The 18,815-nt window shown below is 63.7% G+C and carries 31 protein-coding genes; 3 read left to right on the top strand and 28 right to left on the bottom strand.

Going from position 1 to position 18,815, the window contains the following annotated elements; translation table 11 throughout:
* Positions 1-228: 228 nt before the first annotated feature.
* From DAT37_RS24715 to DAT37_RS44220, 12 genes are all read right to left on the bottom strand, one after another.
* Entirely contained in the window at positions 229-438 is a 210-nt protein-coding gene (locus DAT37_RS24715; RefSeq protein ID WP_109527172.1) for a hypothetical protein, read from the bottom strand.
* Positions 435-1,760, bottom strand: coding sequence for an AAA family ATPase (locus DAT37_RS24710; protein ID WP_157978651.1), 1,326 nt, complete (start codon positions 1,758-1,760; stop codon positions 435-437). Before DAT37_RS24710 ends, DAT37_RS24715 begins: the two co-directional genes overlap by 4 nt.
* A complete protein-coding gene (locus DAT37_RS44225; RefSeq protein ID WP_157978650.1) occupies positions 1,757-1,990 on the bottom strand; it encodes a hypothetical protein in 234 nt (77 codons plus the stop codon). Before DAT37_RS44225 ends, DAT37_RS24710 begins: the two co-directional genes overlap by 4 nt.
* The gene (locus DAT37_RS24705; RefSeq protein WP_157978649.1) at positions 1,987-3,072 is read right to left on the bottom strand and encodes a helix-turn-helix domain-containing protein; all 1,086 of its coding nucleotides are present in this window, start codon (positions 3,070-3,072) and stop codon (positions 1,987-1,989) included. Before DAT37_RS24705 ends, DAT37_RS44225 begins: the two co-directional genes overlap by 4 nt.
* On the bottom strand, positions 3,069-3,335 hold the full coding sequence (locus tag DAT37_RS24700) for a hypothetical protein (protein WP_109527169.1): 267 nt from the start codon (positions 3,333-3,335) through the stop codon (positions 3,069-3,071). Before DAT37_RS24700 ends, DAT37_RS24705 begins: the two co-directional genes overlap by 4 nt.
* A gap of 237 nt (positions 3,336-3,572) precedes the next feature.
* Positions 3,573-4,292, bottom strand: a complete 720-nt coding sequence (locus DAT37_RS24695) for a hypothetical protein (protein WP_109527168.1) — start codon at positions 4,290-4,292, stop codon at positions 3,573-3,575.
* Positions 4,289-5,047 carry a hypothetical protein gene (locus tag DAT37_RS24690; RefSeq protein WP_157978648.1) on the bottom strand — a complete coding sequence of 253 codons (759 nt, stop codon included), beginning with the start codon at positions 5,045-5,047 and terminating at the stop codon, positions 4,289-4,291. Before DAT37_RS24690 ends, DAT37_RS24695 begins: the two co-directional genes overlap by 4 nt.
* Positions 5,008-5,700: an exonuclease domain-containing protein gene (locus tag DAT37_RS24685; protein ID WP_109527166.1), complete on the bottom strand. Its 693-nt coding sequence runs from the start codon at positions 5,698-5,700 to the stop codon at positions 5,008-5,010. Before DAT37_RS24685 ends, DAT37_RS24690 begins: the two co-directional genes overlap by 40 nt.
* On the bottom strand, positions 5,693-5,917 hold the full coding sequence (locus DAT37_RS24680) for a hypothetical protein (RefSeq protein ID WP_109527165.1): 225 nt from the start codon (positions 5,915-5,917) through the stop codon (positions 5,693-5,695). Before DAT37_RS24680 ends, DAT37_RS24685 begins: the two co-directional genes overlap by 8 nt.
* Before the next feature lie 3 nt (positions 5,918-5,920).
* Positions 5,921-6,787 (bottom strand): Rad52/Rad22 family DNA repair protein, encoded by an 867-nt coding sequence (locus DAT37_RS24675; RefSeq protein WP_109527164.1) that lies wholly within the window; start codon positions 6,785-6,787, stop codon positions 5,921-5,923.
* A 1-nt stretch (position 6,788) separates the two neighbouring features.
* On the bottom strand, positions 6,789-7,733 hold the full coding sequence (locus DAT37_RS24670) for a YqaJ viral recombinase family protein (protein WP_157978647.1): 945 nt from the start codon (positions 7,731-7,733) through the stop codon (positions 6,789-6,791).
* Positions 7,730-7,882, bottom strand: a complete 153-nt coding sequence (locus tag DAT37_RS44220; RefSeq protein WP_157978646.1) for a hypothetical protein — start codon at positions 7,880-7,882, stop codon at positions 7,730-7,732. Before DAT37_RS44220 ends, DAT37_RS24670 begins: the two co-directional genes overlap by 4 nt.
* 351 nt (positions 7,883-8,233) lie before the next feature.
* On the opposite strand from DAT37_RS44220, the gene DAT37_RS24665 reads away from it, so the two are divergent.
* Positions 8,234-8,680, top strand: coding sequence for a helix-turn-helix domain-containing protein (locus DAT37_RS24665; RefSeq protein WP_157978645.1), 447 nt, complete (start codon positions 8,234-8,236; stop codon positions 8,678-8,680).
* A 53-nt stretch (positions 8,681-8,733) separates the two neighbouring features.
* On the opposite strand, the gene DAT37_RS24660 is transcribed toward DAT37_RS24665, so the two are convergent.
* On the bottom strand, positions 8,734-9,228 hold the full coding sequence (locus DAT37_RS24660) for a hypothetical protein (protein ID WP_109527161.1): 495 nt from the start codon (positions 9,226-9,228) through the stop codon (positions 8,734-8,736).
* 401 nt (positions 9,229-9,629) lie between these two features.
* Here DAT37_RS24660 and DAT37_RS24655 point away from each other — a divergent pair, with 401 nt between their 5' ends.
* Positions 9,630-9,932, top strand: a complete 303-nt coding sequence (locus DAT37_RS24655; protein ID WP_109527160.1) for a helix-turn-helix domain-containing protein — start codon at positions 9,630-9,632, stop codon at positions 9,930-9,932.
* A 214-nt stretch (positions 9,933-10,146) separates the two neighbouring features.
* Positions 10,147-10,683 carry a hypothetical protein gene (locus DAT37_RS24650; protein ID WP_109527159.1) on the top strand — a complete coding sequence of 179 codons (537 nt, stop codon included), beginning with the start codon at positions 10,147-10,149 and terminating at the stop codon, positions 10,681-10,683.
* A gap of 2 nt (positions 10,684-10,685) precedes the next feature.
* On the opposite strand, the gene DAT37_RS24645 is transcribed toward DAT37_RS24650, so the two are convergent.
* From DAT37_RS24645 to DAT37_RS24575, 15 genes are all read right to left on the bottom strand, one after another.
* Positions 10,686-10,883, bottom strand: a complete 198-nt coding sequence (locus tag DAT37_RS24645) for a hypothetical protein (RefSeq protein WP_109527158.1) — start codon at positions 10,881-10,883, stop codon at positions 10,686-10,688.
* On the bottom strand, positions 10,883-11,296 hold the full coding sequence (locus DAT37_RS24640) for a DUF4326 domain-containing protein (RefSeq protein ID WP_109527157.1): 414 nt from the start codon (positions 11,294-11,296) through the stop codon (positions 10,883-10,885). The genes DAT37_RS24645 and DAT37_RS24640 overlap by 1 nt, the downstream gene beginning before the upstream one ends.
* A complete protein-coding gene (locus DAT37_RS24635; protein WP_157978644.1) occupies positions 11,289-11,543 on the bottom strand; it encodes a hypothetical protein in 255 nt (84 codons plus the stop codon). Before DAT37_RS24635 ends, DAT37_RS24640 begins: the two co-directional genes overlap by 8 nt.
* A gap of 1 nt (position 11,544) precedes the next feature.
* The gene (locus DAT37_RS24630) at positions 11,545-11,802 is read right to left on the bottom strand and encodes a hypothetical protein (protein ID WP_109527155.1); all 258 of its coding nucleotides are present in this window, start codon (positions 11,800-11,802) and stop codon (positions 11,545-11,547) included.
* Positions 11,795-12,028: a hypothetical protein gene (locus tag DAT37_RS24625; RefSeq protein WP_109527154.1), complete on the bottom strand. Its 234-nt coding sequence runs from the start codon at positions 12,026-12,028 to the stop codon at positions 11,795-11,797. The genes DAT37_RS24630 and DAT37_RS24625 overlap by 8 nt, the downstream gene beginning before the upstream one ends.
* Entirely contained in the window at positions 12,021-12,341 is a 321-nt protein-coding gene (locus tag DAT37_RS24620; protein WP_109527153.1) for a hypothetical protein, read from the bottom strand. Before DAT37_RS24620 ends, DAT37_RS24625 begins: the two co-directional genes overlap by 8 nt.
* Positions 12,338-12,685, bottom strand: coding sequence for a hypothetical protein (locus DAT37_RS24615; RefSeq protein WP_109527152.1), 348 nt, complete (start codon positions 12,683-12,685; stop codon positions 12,338-12,340). The genes DAT37_RS24620 and DAT37_RS24615 overlap by 4 nt, the downstream gene beginning before the upstream one ends.
* A 2-nt stretch (positions 12,686-12,687) precedes the next feature.
* Positions 12,688-12,957, bottom strand: a complete 270-nt coding sequence (locus tag DAT37_RS24610) for a hypothetical protein (RefSeq protein ID WP_109527151.1) — start codon at positions 12,955-12,957, stop codon at positions 12,688-12,690.
* Positions 12,950-13,297, bottom strand: coding sequence for a hypothetical protein (locus tag DAT37_RS24605; RefSeq protein ID WP_157978643.1), 348 nt, complete (start codon positions 13,295-13,297; stop codon positions 12,950-12,952). The genes DAT37_RS24610 and DAT37_RS24605 overlap by 8 nt, the downstream gene beginning before the upstream one ends.
* The gene (locus DAT37_RS24600; RefSeq protein ID WP_109527149.1) at positions 13,290-13,607 is read right to left on the bottom strand and encodes a hypothetical protein; all 318 of its coding nucleotides are present in this window, start codon (positions 13,605-13,607) and stop codon (positions 13,290-13,292) included. The genes DAT37_RS24605 and DAT37_RS24600 overlap by 8 nt, the downstream gene beginning before the upstream one ends.
* A 559-nt stretch (positions 13,608-14,166) precedes the next feature.
* Complete coding sequence (locus tag DAT37_RS24595; RefSeq protein ID WP_109527148.1) at positions 14,167-14,535, bottom strand: arsenate reductase family protein; 369 nt, start codon at positions 14,533-14,535, stop codon at positions 14,167-14,169.
* Between the two features lie 44 nt (positions 14,536-14,579).
* The gene (locus DAT37_RS24590) at positions 14,580-15,899 is read right to left on the bottom strand and encodes an aspartate aminotransferase family protein (RefSeq protein WP_109527147.1); all 1,320 of its coding nucleotides are present in this window, start codon (positions 15,897-15,899) and stop codon (positions 14,580-14,582) included.
* The gene (locus DAT37_RS24585) at positions 15,900-17,042 is read right to left on the bottom strand and encodes an ABC transporter substrate-binding protein (protein WP_109527402.1); all 1,143 of its coding nucleotides are present in this window, start codon (positions 17,040-17,042) and stop codon (positions 15,900-15,902) included.
* Positions 17,039-17,827, bottom strand: coding sequence for an ABC transporter permease (locus DAT37_RS24580; RefSeq protein WP_232839970.1), 789 nt, complete (start codon positions 17,825-17,827; stop codon positions 17,039-17,041). The genes DAT37_RS24585 and DAT37_RS24580 overlap by 4 nt, the downstream gene beginning before the upstream one ends.
* A complete protein-coding gene (locus tag DAT37_RS24575; protein ID WP_232839969.1) occupies positions 17,824-18,726 on the bottom strand; it encodes an ABC transporter ATP-binding protein in 903 nt (300 codons plus the stop codon). Before DAT37_RS24575 ends, DAT37_RS24580 begins: the two co-directional genes overlap by 4 nt.
* Positions 18,727-18,815: the final 89 nt, after the last annotated feature.

Here is an 18,815-nt window from a genome sequence, read left to right as displayed (position 1 = left end):
ACCATCCGGCGTGAACTTCTGCGGGAGTGAGTCGAGCGGCCATTCTGGGAACCTCATTCTTGGGTAAGGGGGCCGACGCAGAAGCGATTTGCAGGCCGGTTTGGCACCTGGACCTACCCCGAGGGGTTCCAATCGCTCTGTCGGGAGAAATTAAGACGGTCGTGCAAATTTGCGTCCCGAGCGGCATATGCCACTTCATTTTCATGCTCTGAGCTGCGGAAATCCCCCTCACGAAGGTTCCTCCCCCTCGGCGTAATGGACTCTCCCGCTGTCGAGCAACGTCACCGCGGCGGCATACTCGCGGTCATCGCCATGCAGCAACGGCAAGACATCGGCGGCACGGAACATGGGCGGTTTCTTGTCGGGCCAGCGCCGCGCCCAGTACTCGACGACGCCGACGATGGTTTGGCCGTCATTCGGCGGCGGACTGACACTCACGCCGCTTGCCGCAGTTCGTCGTAGTAGCCCTCATCCGGCATCCACGGCAGCATTGAGTTGCTGCGATTGAACTGCCGCGGCCAAATCCCCTTAGAGCGAGCGCCACGCCAGGCGACAAAGTCGGAGATTTCGACGTTCTTGCCGCCCGCATCCTCCTTCGCCCGCCGCATTCCGAAGCCGTATTCGGGCCAGCGCAGCCACACGCTGGAACCGATCGGCGCCATGCTGCGGGTGCCAGTGCTGTTGAGCGCCTTGCCTGCGTGAGCTTCGGTGATGAGCGCGAACCCGTACTGTTCGCGCCACTGGTCAATGATCCAGGTGAGTTTGCGAGCGGGCTGTTCTTCGCTCGGGTTCTCGTTGTGGAGCCGATACAGCGGACCCATGACGAGGACATCGGGCGACGTCTGGCTCAGCTGGCTTTCGACCCATGCGGCGTCGCGACTATCGAGCAGGTTGATGCCGCCCGGACGCGGATCGGAGAAGCGCAGGTTGCCATCCTGGGATTCCCAATCGATCTGAGGCAGGCCGCACATCCGCCGTCGGCCGTCGACGATGCCGACGACCCGGTTGTAGCGATCTCGAATCTGGGCGGCACTGTTCTCGACGTCGACCACGAGCACCCGGATGGGCGGGAGGTCGTCGCCGAGGGGCTTGCCGCTGAGTGGATGGAGGTGCGCGGCCATCGCTACCGCCATCTGGCAGCACATCTCACTTTTCCCGAGTCCTTCCTCGCCTGTGAGCACGAGGCGGTCCATGCGCTGGAACAGGTCGGGAACAAGCCACGGGTTTTCTTCGCTTTCCTCGGCGAGGAAAACGCCTGCGGGCTTGGGTGCCGTAATGCTGTTGGTGAGCACCTTTTCGACATCGCTCATCGCAGTTTTGAGGTAGGCGATGTGTTCGAGGGTGTCGAGTCGGTCGACGCCTGTGGTCCAGGACGATTCGACGCGTTGCGCGGTGCGGGTGGTGACTTCGTACAGCTTGCGGCAGGCGGCGAGGTTGAGGATGCGGTCGACGAGCAGCCCCGCGGAGACGGGTTGGGCTGCGACTTCGAGGCATGCGAACACGTAGCCAGGGTCTACGCGGCCAGGGACGAGCCCGCGGGTCTGCGCTGTCACGAGGACGGCAGTCGGGTTGACGGGTTCGCCATTACTCATCATCGCGGTGATGACGCCTGCGAGTGTTCGCGAGCGAAGGTGGTGCCAGGAGTCGGGGTCGACGGCCTGGAGGTGGGTGCGCATCTGTTCCGGCGCTTGCATTGCGGCGCCGAGCAGTGCGCGTTCGGCCGCGTCGTCGTAGGTGGGGGTTTCGTCGTCGTAGCTCACTGCTCGTACCACCTTCGGTTTTCGGCCTTGATGTGCTGGGTGATGTGTCCGGGCATGATTCGGTCGGTGTTTTCGGCGTAGTGGGCGTGGATGGCGTTCTTGGCGGCGTCGAGGGTCCATCCGGCGCGTTCGGCGGATTCAGACCAGGCCGAGATGAGGGCTTGGGAGGGTTTGCGGTCGTCGTAGGTGTTGGCGACCGCGAGCAGCGCGATTACTTCGTCACGGGTCATGCGGCTTCGCTCCAATGAGTCTCGTGCGCAGTGATTTCGAGGATCGGGTCGAGGTTGTGTCGCGGGCTTTCGATTGCGGCGCGCGGCGTGTTCGCGATGAGTGCGGCAGCGTTTTCGGGGTGGTCCATGAGGGACGCCCATTCGAGGACGGTGGCGTCCTTTTTGGCGAGTGAGGTGGGTGATGCCGGCAGGGATGCGACTCGCGCGTCTCGCTCGACTTGGCCCGCCATGGTGCTGAAGTGCTTGACGAATCCGTCGATGTCCGCGCATTTGTCCAGCCACCAGCCGTCTTGCGAGTAGACGGCCACCTTCTCGATCACGTCGATTGATTCGCCGCCCTTGATGAGCCAGCGGATGGCCGCTCGCCACCCGTCTGTGATTTCGGGCCGGTCTCCTCGGCGCCGCGGGGGCAGGTTGGTCCAGTTGCGTTCCATGCCGGCATGGAGGCGAATGCACACGGTCTCGATGGCGTCTGCGGTGACTGTTTCGACCTCGCGCGCGGTGTGTGTTTCAAGGGTTGTTTTAGTAGGTGGTTTAAATGCTTGTTTGTCCGAAGTTTTCTTCGGACCGTGGTGGAAGTTTTCTTCAGACCGTGGCGGAAGAGAACTTCGGACCGTGGTGGAAGGATTCTTCGGACCCTTATCGCTGTGACGGAAGGATTCTTCAGACCGCGCGACAGGCTCGGCAGTGGCGGGTTCGTCGATCTTCTGCTTGCGTCGGTCGCGCCGTTCCTGAAGCAGTTGGCGCTTCTTGTCTCGCGCCTCTTCGAGGGTGTCGGCGCGAACCAGATGGATCGGGATGTCGTACACAACGGGGCGGTTGTCTGCCGGATATTTGGCTACCGCGGACTGATCGGTCGAAACGATCAAGGCGCCCTTCTCGACCAAGGCTTTGACGTGATCGACGACGTTGCGTTCGGTGCAGGAGAGACGCCATGCCACCGTCAAATGCGATGGGTAGGAACCGCGGCCATGCTCGTCGGCGTAGTCGGCGTAGACGCCGAGGACAGCGCGGGCGGCCAGCTTCACGCCCAACTCTGGCGGGATGTACGTGTCGACCCACTCCCTCGCCTGCCAGCTCATGCCGCACCGTCCTCGCGCGGCAGTTCGCCGCCGTAGTAGGAATGGATGATCGCCGTGACGGCCTGCGGAGTGATGCGGCCATTGGGGTCGGCGGCATAGAAGTCTTTGACAGCGCGGACGAGATCATCGACGGCGACGGATCCGGCCCACACCCATTCGCGATTGCCTTCAGCAAGCCATGCGGGTATTTCGGTGGCGTCGATTTCGTGGCCGTACCGTTTCGCGATTCCGCGGAACAGGCTGCGAATGTCTTGCTGCGTCATGTGTTCCCAGCGCGCACTGCGTGTTACACTCATAATGTGCCCGCTCCCACGGGCGCTTTGCTGGTAGCCAGTTTGGCTACGTCAGCCGCACGCACTGGTAATGCGTGCAAAGCTTTTTCGGGCCGCCCTTGTTTTGGTCGACAGGGCGGCCCGATTTGCGTTTGAAGCTCTCGCGATGACTCGATGTTCTAGATCATCACGCGTTCATCACACCATACACCTTCCAGTGCGATGCGATCAACGTCCGGACGCGAGCTTGACTCTGCGTCGCGCCTGGGCGTCTCGACGGCATTCGCGGCACATGCGGGTTCCGCGGCTGTCTCGCGCGGGCTCGGCTGGATACCAGTGCCCTTGCGCGCACATCGGTCGTTGCGTGAGCGGGATCCCGACCGCGGCCCAATCAGGTTGTGCGCGCGGGTCGTCGATGTCGTCCCATGCGAGCGGCGGCATGTATTTGTGTCGGCGCCCGTCTGCGATGCTGCGTCGGCTCGGCCCTGGCGTGCCTGATAGTTCGTCGTACAGGTCGCGCATGGCCGACCATGTGCGATAGGTGACGGCAGGTTGGGCGGCAATCGAGTTGAGCCGGTTCTTACCGGAGACGCCGATGCGTTCGGCGATGTAGGCGCTGGGCCAGCCAATGGCGGTGAGTGCCCGGTAGCGGCGCGTGAATCCGATGGTGAGGACGAAATGCTGTGCGGGGTGGGGATGGTGGGTGACGGCGAGGATGCGGCGGGCGTTGTCCTGCCACACCCTTTGGGTGGTGCCGTCGGCGATGTAGGCGATGTTTTGTGGGTCGTTGCCGGAGACGTGGGCGATCATCGAATCGGTGACGCCGAGCGCTCGTAGCCCGAGGATGTGGGCTTGGACGGGCGCCGCGTCGGTGAAGACTTGGATGCCGTTGGCTTTCCGATACTTGTAGAGCTTCGTTTGCTTCGACCGGTAAGTGAGCCCGCTCATGCGGCGGCCTGCTTGCGGAGCGCGGCACGCCTACGCACGAGTGCCCGGTCGGCGGTCTCCCGGGATACGCCGAGCACTGGCGCCAGGTCGCTGCGTGTCCAGTTGTGCCGCACCGCGTAGTTGAGGACCGCTTTCCGTTCCGCGGTGGTGATGGTGCCGCGATGCTGGCCGCGGAGGATGCGTTCGAGCATCACGGGGTCGACGTAGTTTTCGCCGGCGATGAGGTCGAGGAGGTCTTCGACGTCGATTGCGGCGATGGTTTTGGCGTCGTCGGGGTGCACGAATTTGGCTTTGCCGCGTTTGATGTCGCCGAGCCAGGTGTCGTGGATGCCTGTGATTTTGGACAGCCGATACATGGTGCATCCGCCGTCGGCGAGGGTGTTGAGTATGGCGCGGGTGGCTGCGGCGTCGTGGTAGCCGGTTTGTTCGAAGCGGCGCGCGTTCCAGTTGACGCTGATGGGTTGGGCGGGCTTCTTGTGTTGCCGCACTTTTTCGATGGTGAGGTCGGCGAGGGCTTCGGCCCAGTCGGGTCGGATGACTTTGCTGTAGCCGCGGGCGATGCGGTAGACGATCGCGGAGGGGACGTTGGCGGCGCGGGAGACCTGGTTGAGGTTGATGCCCGCTTCGGTGAACGTTTTGAGGTGGCGTCGGGTGGTGTCGGCGTTGTGGTAGCCCGCGTCTTCGTACATTTGGGCGAGCCAGCTTTTCGTCTCGGTCATGCTGCGGTGCTTTCTGCTGCTCTCTGGATGGGCCATTCGAGTCGGATGCCGTCTGTCGGTTCGCCTTTGCGGTGCAGGTAGTCGCGGAACGATTCGGCTTGCTCGCGGTACCAGGCGGCTTGGGCCTGCATCAGATCCGGTGCAGTGAGTGCGGCGAGGGCGGGGAACTGGCGCGGCAGTTTCCATGCGAGGCGCGTGGCGGCGAGTGCATCAGCTTCGGCGTCATGGGCATCGTCCAGGCGCATGCCGTAATGGATCATCACCGCGGACAGCTTGCGGGAACCTGGACGGTACTTGTCGAACCGTTTGTCCAGGATGTGGCCGTCCACGATGAGCCCACGGACCTCGAAATCGGGCGCGTGTGTGGCGAGCATCGAGAAGTCGAAGCAGCCGTTGAACGCAGCAATAGCTCTGCCCTCGTCCCAGCACGCATAGAGTTCGTTGACGACCTCACGCACCACATCCGCGTGCGGGCGTCCGTGTTTCGCGACGTAGGCGTCATCGATACCGTGCACCTTCGTCGCCTCGGGCGGGATCGGGATACCGGGATCCGCGATGCGGTTGAACGCCCGCACGTCGGCGCCGTCGATGCGCAGAACTGATGCGGTCACCAAGCGATCCGAGAAGATCGATATGCCTGTTGTCTCCAGGTCGAAGCCTGCGAGGGGCAGTTCTGTCCAGCTAGTCATGTTGCGCCTTCACTGCGTCGAGGATGGTTTGACCGGATTTGATGAGGACGGCTCGATATCCGTCGCGTCGGTTCGCGTAGCGGAGGGCTTCGAGTTCGTTGTCGAAGTAGGCGACCTCGAAGCAGTCGCTGCCCTCCCCTTCGCGTTCGCCCGCCTGGGGGAACGCCACCCACGCCTCGGAAGACGTGGGTGGCGGGTCGAGATTGACGAGATTCATCGGTTATGCCGCCGTCACGTTCTCGGCAAGGGCGGCAACCTTCGCCTCGGTAAGTCCACGGATCTCCGTGCATTGGGATGCGTCGAGCTGCACGGCCAACTTCCACACCCGTTGCAGTTGCTCGCGGTTGGTCGCCAATTCGACGTCGGCCCGCAGTTCCTTTGCGAGCGCATCCAGGTCGGCCGCTGAGGGTTGTGGCGGTCGCCTTCGCGTGACAGTCCGCGCCTGATTCGCTACGGGGGCGCTCCGCTGCTCACCATTCGTGGGCGCGGCACCTTCTCCTGCTTCGTCCGCGTGACGCTCTCGCTCGACCTCGTCGTAGCCCATAGACAACGACGGCGGGACGTCCCGCTGCACGTCGGCGACTTCGGGCGTTTCTGCGGTGTCGGCCGATGGTCGGATCAGCGTGTTTTTTACCAGCGCGGTCGTCTGCCCCTTGTTATAGAGCGACAGCCCGAATTGGTCGCCGAGTGCGATGGCGCATCGCTTCTTCGCCAGCGAGATAGCCGATTTCATGGCGAGGTCGTGGCCGTCGGCTCGGGTCTGGTTCGAAGAGTCTCCGGTGGAGCCGTCCTCGAAGCGGCAGACGACGTTGCCCTCGGGATCGCGGACGGTGAGCCGCATGGTTGCCTTGTAGCAGACGTCGAAGCGGCCATCGGGGGTCTCGCCGTTGCGCTTGCGGTGCTGCTGCTCGAAGACGAGTTCGCACGAAAGCATTTCGTAGTCGAAGGCTCCGAACCCGAAGATGCGGGTGAGGTGGGCGAGCACGTCCTGTTGCGGCAAGTGAGCATTGCCTTTGCCATCTCGCATGACCCGAACAGGGTTGACCGCAGCGAGGAGTTGATTGATCTGCGCTTCAGTGAATGGCATGTCAGGCTGCTTCCTGGTTCGAGGCGATGAGGGCAGGGGCGGCGAGCGGGTCGGCGAATCCAGCAGCAACCCAGTCGATGGGTTTGCGGCCCTTGTAGATGGCGACGCCCTTCTTGGTGCGCTGCCTGGTCGCGACGGTCTGGCGCTGTTTGCCTTCGCCGATGACGGCGCGGCGGGCGTCGCCCATGACGCGCAACAGCTTCGACTTGGCGAGGTTCAGGGCGGTCTCGGCGGCATCGAATCCGCGGACGGCGTTGTCGAATTCGCGCGCCAGGTCATAGCCGATGTCCCAGTCGTCGGCATCGACGTCGACGAGGGTGTTGACGCGGCGGATGGCGTCGTAGGTTTCGGCGTGTCCGTCGAGTTCGGGTGGCACGCCGTTGGGGTCCATGGCGTTGGCGTGGAACCAGCCGAGGTAGTCCTCCATGTCCTCGGCTTGGGTGCGGTCGTATTCGACGATGTATTCGTCTTCGGCGAGGAACGCACCGAACTTGACGACGTAGGTGACTCGCGCCCCGGAGAGGTGCATCTGCCATTGGGTTTGCAGCCAAACGCCTACGGGGGGTTCGTCGGTCCAGCGGTAGTCGTCGTGTGCGTCGACTTTGGCTTCGACGCCGATGAGTCGCCCCCCGTTCGCGTGGGCGGTGGCGTCGGGTGTGGCCGATGCCCACTCTTCGAGGCCAAGGCGCGTGTAGGAGGCGTGTGGCTGGCGAGTGAGTTCGGGGTGGCGGCGGAAGAACCGGGCGAGAATGATCGGCTCGAAGTCCCTGCCGAGTTCCATGGCCGTGTTGTCGGGGTCGGGCGGGATCTCACCACGGAGGGCGTGGAACTCTTTGGTCGGGGATGAGAACTTGGACTGTCCGTAGATGCCCGGGATTTTCGACGCGGTGATCATGCGAGCCCAGGCGTCGGATCCTGCTTCGAGGGGCGGGAGGATGATGCTCACTGGCCGCTCGCGATCGTCGGCATGACAGCGAAGATGAGTACCGCTTCGAGGGCGATCAATCCGATGACGCTCGCTGCGACGGTGAGGTGTGGCCGCACGACATGCCACAGGTCGCTCACAGGTTTGCGGCTATAGTTGGTGTCAGGCATTCCACTTAGTCCTTCCAGGGGTTGTGGAGTGTGGCCCGCCTCCGATGCCAGTCGGGGCGGGCTTTTTGCTGTCTTGGGGGCCTCAACTGGGCCGACAGATCTAGATTACACCATAATTGTCTTGCTATCGTGTAATCCAAGTAGACACGCCCGATGGTTGCGATCACATCGGACGAAGTTTTTTAGGGCATACTTAAATGCGGCCTGAGCTGGTGCTTAGGTGACGTAACTAGCGGACACGCACGTGTCCGACCGCATTGCACCCTTCCGATTACGCCCTACGCTGTCGTAACATCAGTTGCACCGACCGTGCACCGTACCGATGGGTAGAGCCATGAAGGGGCCACAACCATGACTGCCGCCAGAGGAAAAAACTCCACCAGCGCACCAGCGCCCGAGTGGTGGCCCTACATCGCAAGTTTGATGGATGTGGCGCGCATCAAATCAGTGCCCGAACTGGCGAAGTTCATCGGTGTCTCACAGTCCACCCCGTATCAGTGGGAGCGTGACCGGATCCGCCCGGGTGTCGACGCTGTGCAGGGTGTAGTCACTGCGTTTCGTCGGCCGCCGCTCGAAGTACTCCAGCGCGCCAACTACTTCACCGAGGAACAGTTGGGCTGGACCGCGGACCCGATCGACGTGGTTGATGTCGACCGCCTCGCCGAGAAGATGTCGAACAGTCAGGTGCTCGCGCTAATAGAGAAGCGACTCAAGCCTGACGTGAGATCGGTAGAGACCGTAGAAGAACCGGTCGAGAAGCCTACGAAGGCGCGGCGTTCCGCGAAACCTCAAGGCTGACATTCCCCCTGGGTGGGCTCGACCCGTTTCGGCCCACCATCCCCACTCACCCCTTATGCGGCGGAGCCTTGCCCGCCAGTCGTGTCGACGTACCGCTGCTCGAATGCCAGTTCTTGATGCATCGCCCGCCTGTGCGCGGACCGGATGATCCTGGCCGCATTGCTGGTCGTCAGATCGACCTCTACCGAGATAGCGCATTCCCAGTATTCGCCGCGGCCATCCACTCGACCGAGTGACCATTGCTCGTTGTCGGCGGGCGGGTTACGGAAGGCGTCGATCCCTTGACTGCGCAGGTTGGCGTGGTCGATCGGATACATGTGGTTACCGCCTGCCGGCCAGATCTCCACGAGTCCCGTGTCGACGTTGACGCTGATCTGCCCGATCTGTTTGCACAGGATGTCGTCGTCGTCGTACCACCAGATGGGTTTGCCAACGGGCCTGCATTCGCGGATGCCGAGGACGTCGAAGTCGACGAGCAGGTCTGCGGCGGTGGCGGTGGCGGTGCATTCGATGTAGTTGATTGGGCGGGGTTTCGGTTTTTGGCTCATGGGGCGTTCCTTGGGTGCGCGAGTGCCGCCCGTGTGGGCGGGATAACAAGGGTGTTGCGGAGATTCGCCTAGAGGCGCGCACGTCGGCGCGGGACTGGACAAATGTGCGGCTGCGTCAGTTCTTGGTTGCCGCCGGTATGCATAGACCCCTAACAGGGTCTGGGGTGCATTCACTTGTCCACCAAGGGCCGCCTACCTCATCGAAAGCGTCTCTCGTGTCGACTCTGCCGTCCCCGACGGCGGTCTGTGTCGGCGCGAATATTTTGGGTATCAATCCGGTTATATCCAACTGAGTGGAATCCTAGTATCCGTCAGGAGGGTACCGCAAGGTTTGTGTGCCGCGTGTTTGCGCAACGAGTCGGTAACACATGTTTCGGGCTATGCAGCGTTAGGGTGAGGCCGTGGAACGGCACCAGCAGGAACTACAGCGTGCGTTTGGGCGCGTGATCGCTCGACGGCGAAGAGAGGCCGGTTTGAGCCAGCAGGAGATGTGGGAGCGCCTCGGCATGTCGAAGTCGTCGTATCGGCGCAGGGAGCAGGAGGGGCGGGACTGGACTTTGGCGAATCAGATCGCGGTCGCGGCCATACTCGATGCCCCACTTTCTGAGTTGCAGGCCGAGGCTGAGAAAGAGGCTGCGACAGTTACTACCAGGGAAAAGGAAGATCCTGGCGGTGACTCGTGGATGTCTGCGCTTGGCGGCTGATAGTGCAAGATTGCGCAACATTGTGTTAACAGTCGGATGACGGGGTTACTCTGCGCGTATGCAGTACCTCGTTGCCTTAGCTACCGCCGTAGCTCTCTCTCGGCTCACTATTTGGCGCACTCGGCAACCGCTGCCCGGAGAAAGATACGATCCGGCTGGTCAACGTCTGCTAACTGCGGGCATATTCGCTGTCGCTGCTACTTACGCGGTACAGGTGCCTGCATGGGGTCCGCGACTGGATGACGCACTGGGTGTCGCGAACATCAGCGATCTGCTGCACGCGTGGCTGGGGGCTCTCGGCTGCTGCCTGTTCGGGGCGATCTGTGTGCGCTGGCATCCGTCGCGCGATCATCCGGACCCGAAGTGGTTGCGCATGTGGGTTGCCTACTGCATCGCGTTCGTGCCCGCGGAGCTGGTGGCGTCGGATTTCGGTGCCCGCCAGCTGCCCGGCTCGGTCGTGTATCAAGGTTTGACGACGATCATCGCTTTGTCGGTGGGTGTGGTGATTTTGTACACGACGCGGAAGATGTGGCGTTTGCCGATGATCACTATTTGGGTGGTCGGTTTGGCGGTGATCGCGTCGGCGGTGATCACGATTGTGTTGATGACGGATTCGGCTGTCGCTGTGCAGGATCGGTATGACGGGCAGTTGGCGGCTTTCTCGGTGCCGATCTTGTTGGCGGTGTCGCTGGGCGGGTTCCGGGGGTGGATAGTGGAATTGAGACATAGGCGCAAAATTGCCCGCGCCTAATCTCACCAGCCTCGCGCTTGTTCTTCCCGTTTCCGTCGATGCAATACCTCGGTGATCATCGCCAAGTCGTCGGCGAACAGATTCATGTGGTCATCGCAAACGGCATAGCCACGAACAACACTCACAGCCAATTCGACCTTCTCGACGTCGTCGGAGTACAGGCACACAGCGCATTTCAGTGAAGTCAGTTCCAGTTCCATCAGATCTCCCCTCCCGCCGCAATATGAAGCAGCAGGTCGGCGTGACACGGTTCCGCCAGAGGGCACCAGCAGACGAGATCGCTGTCGCCGAGCCAGTAACGGATCTCTTTCGGATCCCAGACGCCGACATCCTCATAGCTGATGTGGGCCGTGAACAGTTCGACGGCGTGCGCTCGATCGCGAACCTTGGCGACGAACTCCTCGTAAGGACGGCCGAATCCGTCAGTGCGCAAGCGGGGTTCCTGTTCGGGGCCGCTGCGAGGGTACGGCGCGGTGCGTGACCACGGGCCACGGTTGACGTAGAACTCGCCTACCGCGAATGGGTTCCCCCATGCTGTCGGGCGACCGACGTAAATCGCCCCCTTGGGCATCCGCCACCCCTTCTTGCGGCTGCGTTGGATTCGGCTAGGCATCGCGTTCAGCCATCCCTTCCCGAAGTTCGTGCCGCACGAGCGCGACGGTCTGCCGATCAGCGTGGTAGATGAGGTGTTCGTAGGCGGACATCACCGAGGCCGCGAACAGGATGTCGCCGCGGGTCGCATATTCGGGGGCGTGGATGAGTCGCCATGCCACGCTGTCGATGGTGTCGTCGTGTTCAAGCACGGGCCAGACGGTGTCGTTCGAGAGATGCCGCCACTGGCGCGAATCGGTGCCGATCAATTCACTCATCACCGCTCACTCCCGCGAGATACTGACGCGCTTCCGCCTGTGGGCACATCTCGCCAGGCTCCAAGATCATGTTGTGTCCTTGGCAATTGCCGTGATGGTCGAATTGGCACGGATCATCGCTGGCGAAAACGGCGACGAGTTGCCGCAGCTTCACGAGTTCTCTGACCAGGCGGTGCGTGTCGTCGCCGTCCGGGTAGCGGGCGTACTCGGCCCACTCCGTCAACTGCTCGTCGGAGATCCAGTCAGCCACAGCTGTCTCCTCGCTCAAGCCAGACGAGACGGCCTGTGATTCGCGACCCGAGATAGGCCAGCCAGTGCAGCGGGTTCCACCACTTGATTGGGCCGTACCAGTCCCCTCGGAGGGTCGCCGCGCACAGGTTCCCGTCCTCGTCCTCACCGAGCAGGAAGTACGAGTCGCTACCGACGCGCTCGGCGGCCTCGGTCCAGTGCTCACGCCTTGCGTTGGCCTTAGCCACGGTCGGCCTCCTCTCGAACGGCGGCGATGGCGTCATCAATGACGACCTGCGGGAGGTAGCCGCAACCAACAAGGTGATCCAGGACGCCGAGGTATTCGCCAGCGATCTGCAGTTTCTGGGCGGCGAGTTCGTTGATGTGCTCGTTCATGCGGCGGGCGATGGCAGGAAGCTCGGCGAACTCGGCCTCCAGCTCGGCGATGTAGGCGCGAGCCTCGATCAGTTCGGCGGCCATGGACCGCTCCCCCGCATTGGTGCAGATGGCCTTGTCGTCACGGAGTGCATGCAGACGCTCATCGCTCAGGTGGTCAGTCATCGATGCTCACCGCTTGCAGTCGGCACGGCAGGACCAGAGCGCGGGTAGACGTCGCCCAGGTCCAAATCCTCGTAAGTCGATATCTCCACGGTCATCTCGTCCACGCGCCAGCCCGACGACGATTCCCACGCGACCGTGATCGTGTACGACGGCGGCACATACTCCATCGTCGTGATCGTGGTGGTGCAGTTTTGGCCGCACGAGACAGGGATCGACAGCGGGTAAGTCGCTTCCGGGGTGAAGGTCTTCTTGACGACCATCCCCGACTCGAACTCGCTGGGAAGGTCGGAGCCGCACGCAGTCAATGCCAGCAGGGCGGCAACAGAAAGCAGGAGGCGCTTCACCGCTACTCCTGCCCACCCTCGGCGTCTTCGCTGGCCCACCGCGCAACCCGCTCCCCGACCGCGATTCCGATGACGTCCAGATACATCGTTTTGAAGTAGGCGGGATCCAGGCACTCGGGCTTGAGGTCCGCGACGATATCCGACGCCCGGTTGCCGTCGGGATGGAAGACCGCGACGAGCAGCATTCCTTTACCCTCTTCGCGCAGTCGTCGCAGGGTGTCGATGTGCGGCTCGAACATCTCGGCCGCGATGTCGTTCTGGGTCTCACTCATTGTTTGTCTCCCAAATGACGGCGACTGGCACGGAGGCGATTCCGTCCAGGTCGGATTCCAAGACTGTTTCGCTATGCATCGACCCGAAGAATCCCGGGGCGATCCACCAACCACCGCCCTGATGGCTGTAGGCCCTGCGCCCGTCGTGCACGACCGCATGGATAGGTAGCGCCGACAATTGGTCTACGGTCTCGATCAGGCGCGGCGGTGGACGCCAGCCTCGCTCGACCACTCGTTCGGCGATCGGCAGCCAGTAGGTGTTGCGCCGAGGCTGGAGCAACGACTCGCGGTCGCCCTCCTCCTTGAGGACGTCGGCGAGGAGTTCGGAGGTGTCAGACATCGGCATTGCCCTTCATTGCATTGTGAATGTCTTCGACCCAGCAAGCGGGGCAAGCGTCGTGGCCTTCGAGGATTCCGTGGTCGTGCTCGTACTCCCCGCCGCCACGAGGGAAGGTGAGCCCTCGAAGGCGGGAGAACGCGGTACGGGCCTCGGCAATTTGCTCGCGGGCGGCAAGCAGCTCGGCAGTGAGCGACCGGGTTGCCTCCGAGCTGATGTGAGCGCCACTGCTTGCGAGGTAACGCAGTTCGTCGTTGCACACTCGCGGGATATCGGCTCTCGGTTCGATGCTGGCGGGGTCGAGATCGGGCATGGCTAGAAGTCCCTTCGGATCGGATAGACTTACATCATATCGCATCACATCCACTCTGGTGTAATTTCAGTTATTGACACTGGGGAGTTTGCTGGAATGTCGCCGGGGTTCAAAAGTCGTCGGCGCGTCCAAGATTCGACACGCAGACGCAAGGGGGTGGGGTCGACGGCTGGAGACAGAAAAGAAGCGGCCCTCGGATGGGCTGGAAACCGCATCCGAGGGCCGCTTCAGGCGACGCCAGGAACCCCCGAAATCGAGGTGGCAAGAGGTGGCAAAAGTGTCACTTTGAGTGTCACTTTGAGCCCGAGACTACCGTGGAGAGAGGTGGTTACAGGTGGGTTCTCAGGTGTTGTCGAATCAACGAAACCGCAGGTCAGGCACCCTATTTTTACCTATAACCGCAGGTCACAGTTACCCCATACGGATACGTACCTTCATAGCTCGCGACACTAGATCAAACGGCAGCGCCGAGCACTCCCGACCGGGGGATCCTCGAGAATCCGGTCGCGATAACCGTTTCCGGGAAGTCGCGACCACCGCCGACCGCCCCCGATCACTCTCAGCCCAGGGAACGCAGTGCCTCGTCGGTGCGCGCGACCACGGCCGCGCCGTCGGCGGTCAGGACGATCGGGCGCTGGATCAGTTTCGGGTTGGCGGCCAGCGCCTCGATCCAGCGATTCCGGTCGGCGGGGGTCCTGCCCCAGCTCGACATGTCGAGATCCTTCGCGATCTGTTCGCCGGTGCGGGTGATGTCCCAGGGTTCGGCGCCGAGGCGATCCAATACCGCGCGCAGTTCGTCGGCGGTGGGCGGGTCGTCGAGGTATTTGCGCACCGTGTACTCGACACCGACCTCGTCGAGGCGTGCCGTGGCGTTACGGCTCTTGGTGCACCGCGGGTTGTGCCAGATCTCGGTCTGCCCAGCTGTCATGGCACCAGCCTAGAGGTGCGCGAGACGGCCGCCGAATCGCGCCGTCACCTCGTCTCGACGTAGTCGTCGGCGATCTCGAGCACGGCGTCGACGATGTCGAGTCCGGTGCGGATCTCCTCGGCGGAGGTCGTCAGCGGCGGGGCGATCTGGAACCGATTGCCCGCGTTGAACGGCCACAGTCCGCGTTCCTTCGCCGCGGCGGTGATCACGGCCATGGGCTCGGCCGCGGCGCCCGCGGCCGCGAACGGGATCAGGGGTTCGCGGGTGCGCGGGTCGCGGACCAACTCGAGCGCCCAGAAGAAGCCGAGACCCCGGACCTCGCCGACACCGGGATGGCGCGCGGACAGCTCCCGTAGTCCCTTGCCGAGGACGTCGGCGCCCACCGACCGCACGTGATCGAGAATGCCCTCGCGTTCGAAGATGGCGATGGACGCCACCCCGGCCGCGCAGGCCAGCGGATGACCGGCGTAGGTGAGACCGCCCGGGTACAGCGTCCGGTCGTAACGCTGGGCGATGCGCTCGGCGATCACGACGCCGCCCAGCGGCACATACCCGGAGTTCACGCCCTTGGCGAAGGTGATGAGATCGGGTGCGACACCGAACGCGTCCACCGCGAACCACTCCCCGACCCGGCCGAATCCGACCATCACCTCGTCGGCGATGTAGACGATGCCGAATTCGTCGCACAGCGCGCGCACCCCGGCCAGATAGCCGGGCGGGGGGACGAGCACGCCGTTGGTGCCGACCACCGTTTCCAGGATGAGTCCGGCGATATCGGCCGGGCCTTCCAGTTCGATGACCTGCCGCAGATGTTTCAGCGCCGCGGCGGTCTCCTCCTCCTGGGTCGTCGTATCCCACGGTGACCGGTAGGGATACGGCCCGAAGAATCGGACCACGTCCACATTCGTGGGTTCCGCGCCCCAGCGGCGCGGTTCCCCGGTCAGTCCGATCGCCACCCCGGTGCCGCCGTGATAGGAGCGGTAGGCCGCGAGCATCTTGGTGCGGCCGGTGAAACTGCGCGCCAACCGCACCGCGTGTTCGACGGCTTCGGCGCCGCCGGTGGTGAACAGCACCCGGTTCAGGTCGCCGGGTGCGCGTTCCACGATCAGCCGGGCCAATTCGCTGCGGGCGCGATTGCCGACGGTGGGCGAGATGGTCGTCAGTTCGCGAGCCTGCGCGACGATCGCCTCGATCAGATCCGGATGCTGATGGCCGATATTGACATTGACCAGCTGCGAGGAGAAATCGAGATAGCGCTTACCGTTCTCGTCCCAGAACCAGGAACCCGAGGCCCCGGTGATCGCCACCGGATTCGGCCCACCCTGAACACTCCACGGATAGAAGACGTGGTCGTCAGCGGTCATCTATTTTCCCCCTTCGGTCAGCGTCACCTGGATCGGCGCGAACGCGGTTCCGGTGACGTCGGTGCCGCCGGATTTCAGGATGTCGAGCGCCTTGGTGACGTACTCGTTGGTGAACGCCTCCGCGTCCGGATCCTTCGTCAGCACGGTCGCGCCGTCCTGGTTCTTCGTCTCCTTGGCGATTTTCACGGTGCGATCCCACGCCGCCTGGTCGATCAGGCCGATGCCCGCGGTCGACGGCCAGATCAACTTGTTGACCTCGTTGATCTGCCACTGTTGATGGCTCGCGCCCAGTGTCGATCCGGCCGCGACGGTGATATCGCGGCAGGTGTCGACATTGTCGCGGCAGAATGCCCAGCCCTTCAGCGACGCCGCGACGAATCGCACCGTCTGATCCTGGTACTTCGGATCCTTCAATTTCTCCGAATTGGCCCAGATCGCGTCCTGCAACATGGCGACGCCCTCGGCGTTCCAGTCGATCGTGGTGAAATCGTCCGGGGTGTAGAGCTTTCCGGTGGCCGGATTCTTCGTCTCGAGCAGCTGGGCGTACTCGTTGTAGGACATGGCCTGGGCGGCGGCGATATCCCTGGCGAGGAACGCGTTCATGTCGAACTGCTGTTGGACGAGGGTGACATCCTTCGCCGGATCGATGCCCGCCCTGGTCATTCCGGCGAACAGCTCGAATTCGTTGCCGTAGCCCCAGTTGCCGACCGTCTTGCCGCGCAGCGCGGCCGGACCGGCGATATTGTCGGATTTGAACGAGACCTGTTTGGTGCCCGAACGCTGGAAGACCTGAGCCACCTCGGTGATGCCCGCGCCCGCCTCGCGCGAGGCCAGGGCCTTGGGCACCCAGGCGATCGCGTAGTCGGCCTGGCCCTGCGCCAACACGGTCTGCGGCACGATATCGGTGCCGCCGTCGAGGATTTCGACCGACAGCCCCTGTTCCTTGTAGAAGCCCTGATCCACCGCGGCGAGGTAGCCGGCGAACTGTCCCTGTTTGAACCACTGCAATTGCAGGCGGACCTCGGTGAGTCCGTCCGGGGTGGTCGTCGAGGAATCGTCGGTGGTACTACAGCCGGTCAGCGCGGCCGCGGCCACCGCTACCAGCGCCAGACAGGCACGTAATCTCCGGGTGGTCGGGTTCATGTCGATCTCCATGGGGTCGTTCGTGGGCGGCGGGTGAGGAATTCGAGAAGTAGGACGGCGAGGAGGAAGACCAGGCCGACGAGCATGGCGCCCACGACGTAGGCCCACGCGCGCGGATAGGCGGTATTGGCGGCGGCCGAGGTGATCCGGCTGCCGAGCCCGTTCTGCAATCCGCCGAAGTATTCGGCGATCACCGCGGCGATGACCGCGCCGGGAGCCGCGATGCGCAGGCCGGTGAACAGGTAGGGCAGCGCGGCGGGCAGCCGTACCGTGCGGGTCACCTGCCAGCCGCTCGCGGCGTAGGAGGTCAGCAGATCCTGCTGCACCTTCGGTACCTGACGCAGCCCCTTGGCGGTGCTCACGAACATCGGGAAGAACACGACGACGGTGACGACCATGCGGCGCGGAGTGTCGGTGGTGGTCGAATACATCGAGTTCAGCAGCGGCGCCATGGCCACGATCGGTACGGCGGCGGCCGCGCCCGCCAGCGGCGAGAGCAGACCGTCGACGATGTGGAACCGCACCGCGACCATCGCGGCGGCGATGCCGAGCACCGCGCCGATCAGCAGGCCGATCAGGGCGTTGGTGCCGGTGGCGACGGCGGCGTCGAGGATACGATCGAAATTCTCGACGAATTGCTCGGCGATATCGGTCGGCGCGGGCAACAGGAACGACGGGACACCGGCGGCCACCGTCAGCACCTGCCACAGCGCCAGTCCACCGACGCCGAAGACCACCGGCGGCAGGAACGATGTCAACGCGGATCGTGACGTCGCGGCTGTCATCGCAGATCCCGTCCCGCGATCGGACCGTCGCCGTGATCACCGCGCAGTGCCGCGCGCACGGCGGCGACGGCGTCGAAGAACACCGTGCTCGAGCGCACGTCCTGGTCCGGATCGGGATCGCGGCCCTGGCCGCCGGTCGGCACGATATCGGTGACGCGCCCCGGGCGCGCCGACATCACCACCACCCGATCGGAGAGGAAAACCGCCTCGGGGATGGAGTGGGTCACGAAGAGCACGGCCGCGCCCGTCTCCCCCGCGATCCGAAGCAGTTCGGCCTGCATCCGTTCCCGCGTCATCTCGTCCAGCGCGCCGAACGGCTCGTCCATCAGCAGCAGCGACGGCTTGCGGGCCAGCGCTCGCGCGATGGCGACGCGCTGCTGCATACCGCCGGAGAGTTCGGCGGGATAGCGTTTCGCGAAATCGGTGAGTCCCGCCATCTCCAGCAATTCCGCACTGCGCGCGCGCCTTTCGGCCTTGGGCACCCGGTGCAATTCCATCGGCAGTTCCACATTGGCCTGCACGGTGCGCCAGTCCAGCAGTCCGGCCTGCTGGAACGCGATCCCGTAGTCCTGGTCCTTCCTGGCCCGCTCGGCGGATTTCCCGTGGACGGTCACCGATCCGCTCGATGGCTGTTCCAGATCCGCGACGATACGCAGCAGGGTCGATTTGCCGCAGCCGGAAGGGCCGATGAGCGAGACGAATTCGCCCGCGGCGATGGTGAGGGAGATATCGGACAGCGCGGTCACCGCGCCCGCGGCGAAGATCTTGCCGACGTGGACGAGGTCGACCGCGGCGACCGCTTCGGCGGTCCCCTCCGCCCGCACGGCACCCGAGGATTCCCCGCTTTCACTCGCCGTCGTGTCGAACGCCGTGGTGACGGGATGTTGCTTCGCCGTCAACGGATACCTCCTGACGAGCGGCAGTCCCGAACGGGACCGCCCGATACCGATAGTCGCCGCAACAGCGGCGTGCCGAGGGAGGGGCGAGG

It is taken from the genome of Nocardia aurea, from assembly GCF_003123685.1.
Lineage (GTDB): Bacteria > Actinomycetota > Actinomycetes > Mycobacteriales > Mycobacteriaceae > Nocardia > Nocardia aurea.
Note: the sequence above shows the minus strand (reverse complement) of the source record. Positions and strands in the feature narration are given on the sequence as shown.

Coding starts and splice junctions, on each gene's coding strand:
- DAT37_RS24690 (WP_157978648.1), bottom strand. CDS start 5,047: ATGGCCCATCCAGAGAGCAGCAGAAAGCACCGCAGCATGACCGAGACG.
- DAT37_RS44220 (WP_157978646.1), bottom strand. CDS start 7,882: ATGCCTGACACCAACTATAGCCGCAAACCTGTGAGCGACCTGTGGCAT.
- DAT37_RS24605 (WP_157978643.1), bottom strand. CDS start 13,297: ATGTCTGACACCTCCGAACTCCTCGCCGACGTCCTCAAGGAGGAGGGC.
- DAT37_RS24590 (WP_109527147.1), bottom strand. CDS start 15,899: ATGACCGCTGACGACCACGTCTTCTATCCGTGGAGTGTTCAGGGTGGG.
- DAT37_RS44225 (WP_157978650.1), bottom strand. CDS start 1,990: ATGACCCGTGACGAAGTAATCGCGCTGCTCGCGGTCGCCAACACCTAC.
- DAT37_RS24680 (WP_109527165.1), bottom strand. CDS start 5,917: ATGAATCTCGTCAATCTCGACCCGCCACCCACGTCTTCCGAGGCGTGG.
- DAT37_RS24640 (WP_109527157.1), bottom strand. CDS start 11,296: ATGCCTAGCCGAATCCAACGCAGCCGCAAGAAGGGGTGGCGGATGCCC.
- DAT37_RS24585 (WP_109527402.1), bottom strand. CDS start 17,042: ATGAACCCGACCACCCGGAGATTACGTGCCTGTCTGGCGCTGGTAGCG.
- DAT37_RS24600 (WP_109527149.1), bottom strand. CDS start 13,607: ATGCCCGATCTCGACCCCGCCAGCATCGAACCGAGAGCCGATATCCCG.
- DAT37_RS24595 (WP_109527148.1), bottom strand. CDS start 14,535: ATGACAGCTGGGCAGACCGAGATCTGGCACAACCCGCGGTGCACCAAG.
- DAT37_RS24675 (WP_109527164.1), bottom strand. CDS start 6,787: ATGCCATTCACTGAAGCGCAGATCAATCAACTCCTCGCTGCGGTCAAC.
- DAT37_RS24610 (WP_109527151.1), bottom strand. CDS start 12,957: ATGAGTGAGACCCAGAACGACATCGCGGCCGAGATGTTCGAGCCGCAC.
- DAT37_RS24620 (WP_109527153.1), bottom strand. CDS start 12,341: ATGACTGACCACCTGAGCGATGAGCGTCTGCATGCACTCCGTGACGAC.
- DAT37_RS24695 (WP_109527168.1), bottom strand. CDS start 4,292: ATGAGCGGGCTCACTTACCGGTCGAAGCAAACGAAGCTCTACAAGTAT.
- DAT37_RS24580 (WP_232839970.1), bottom strand. CDS start 17,827: ATGACAGCCGCGACGTCACGATCCGCGTTGACATCGTTCCTGCCGCCG.
- DAT37_RS24705 (WP_157978649.1), bottom strand. CDS start 3,072: ATGAGCTGGCAGGCGAGGGAGTGGGTCGACACGTACATCCCGCCAGAG.
- DAT37_RS24685 (WP_109527166.1), bottom strand. CDS start 5,700: ATGACTAGCTGGACAGAACTGCCCCTCGCAGGCTTCGACCTGGAGACA.
- DAT37_RS24665 (WP_157978645.1), top strand. CDS start 8,234: ATGACTGCCGCCAGAGGAAAAAACTCCACCAGCGCACCAGCGCCCGAG.
- DAT37_RS24645 (WP_109527158.1), bottom strand. CDS start 10,883: ATGGAACTGGAACTGACTTCACTGAAATGCGCTGTGTGCCTGTACTCC.
- DAT37_RS24700 (WP_109527169.1), bottom strand. CDS start 3,335: ATGACGCAGCAAGACATTCGCAGCCTGTTCCGCGGAATCGCGAAACGG.
- DAT37_RS24660 (WP_109527161.1), bottom strand. CDS start 9,228: ATGAGCCAAAAACCGAAACCCCGCCCAATCAACTACATCGAATGCACC.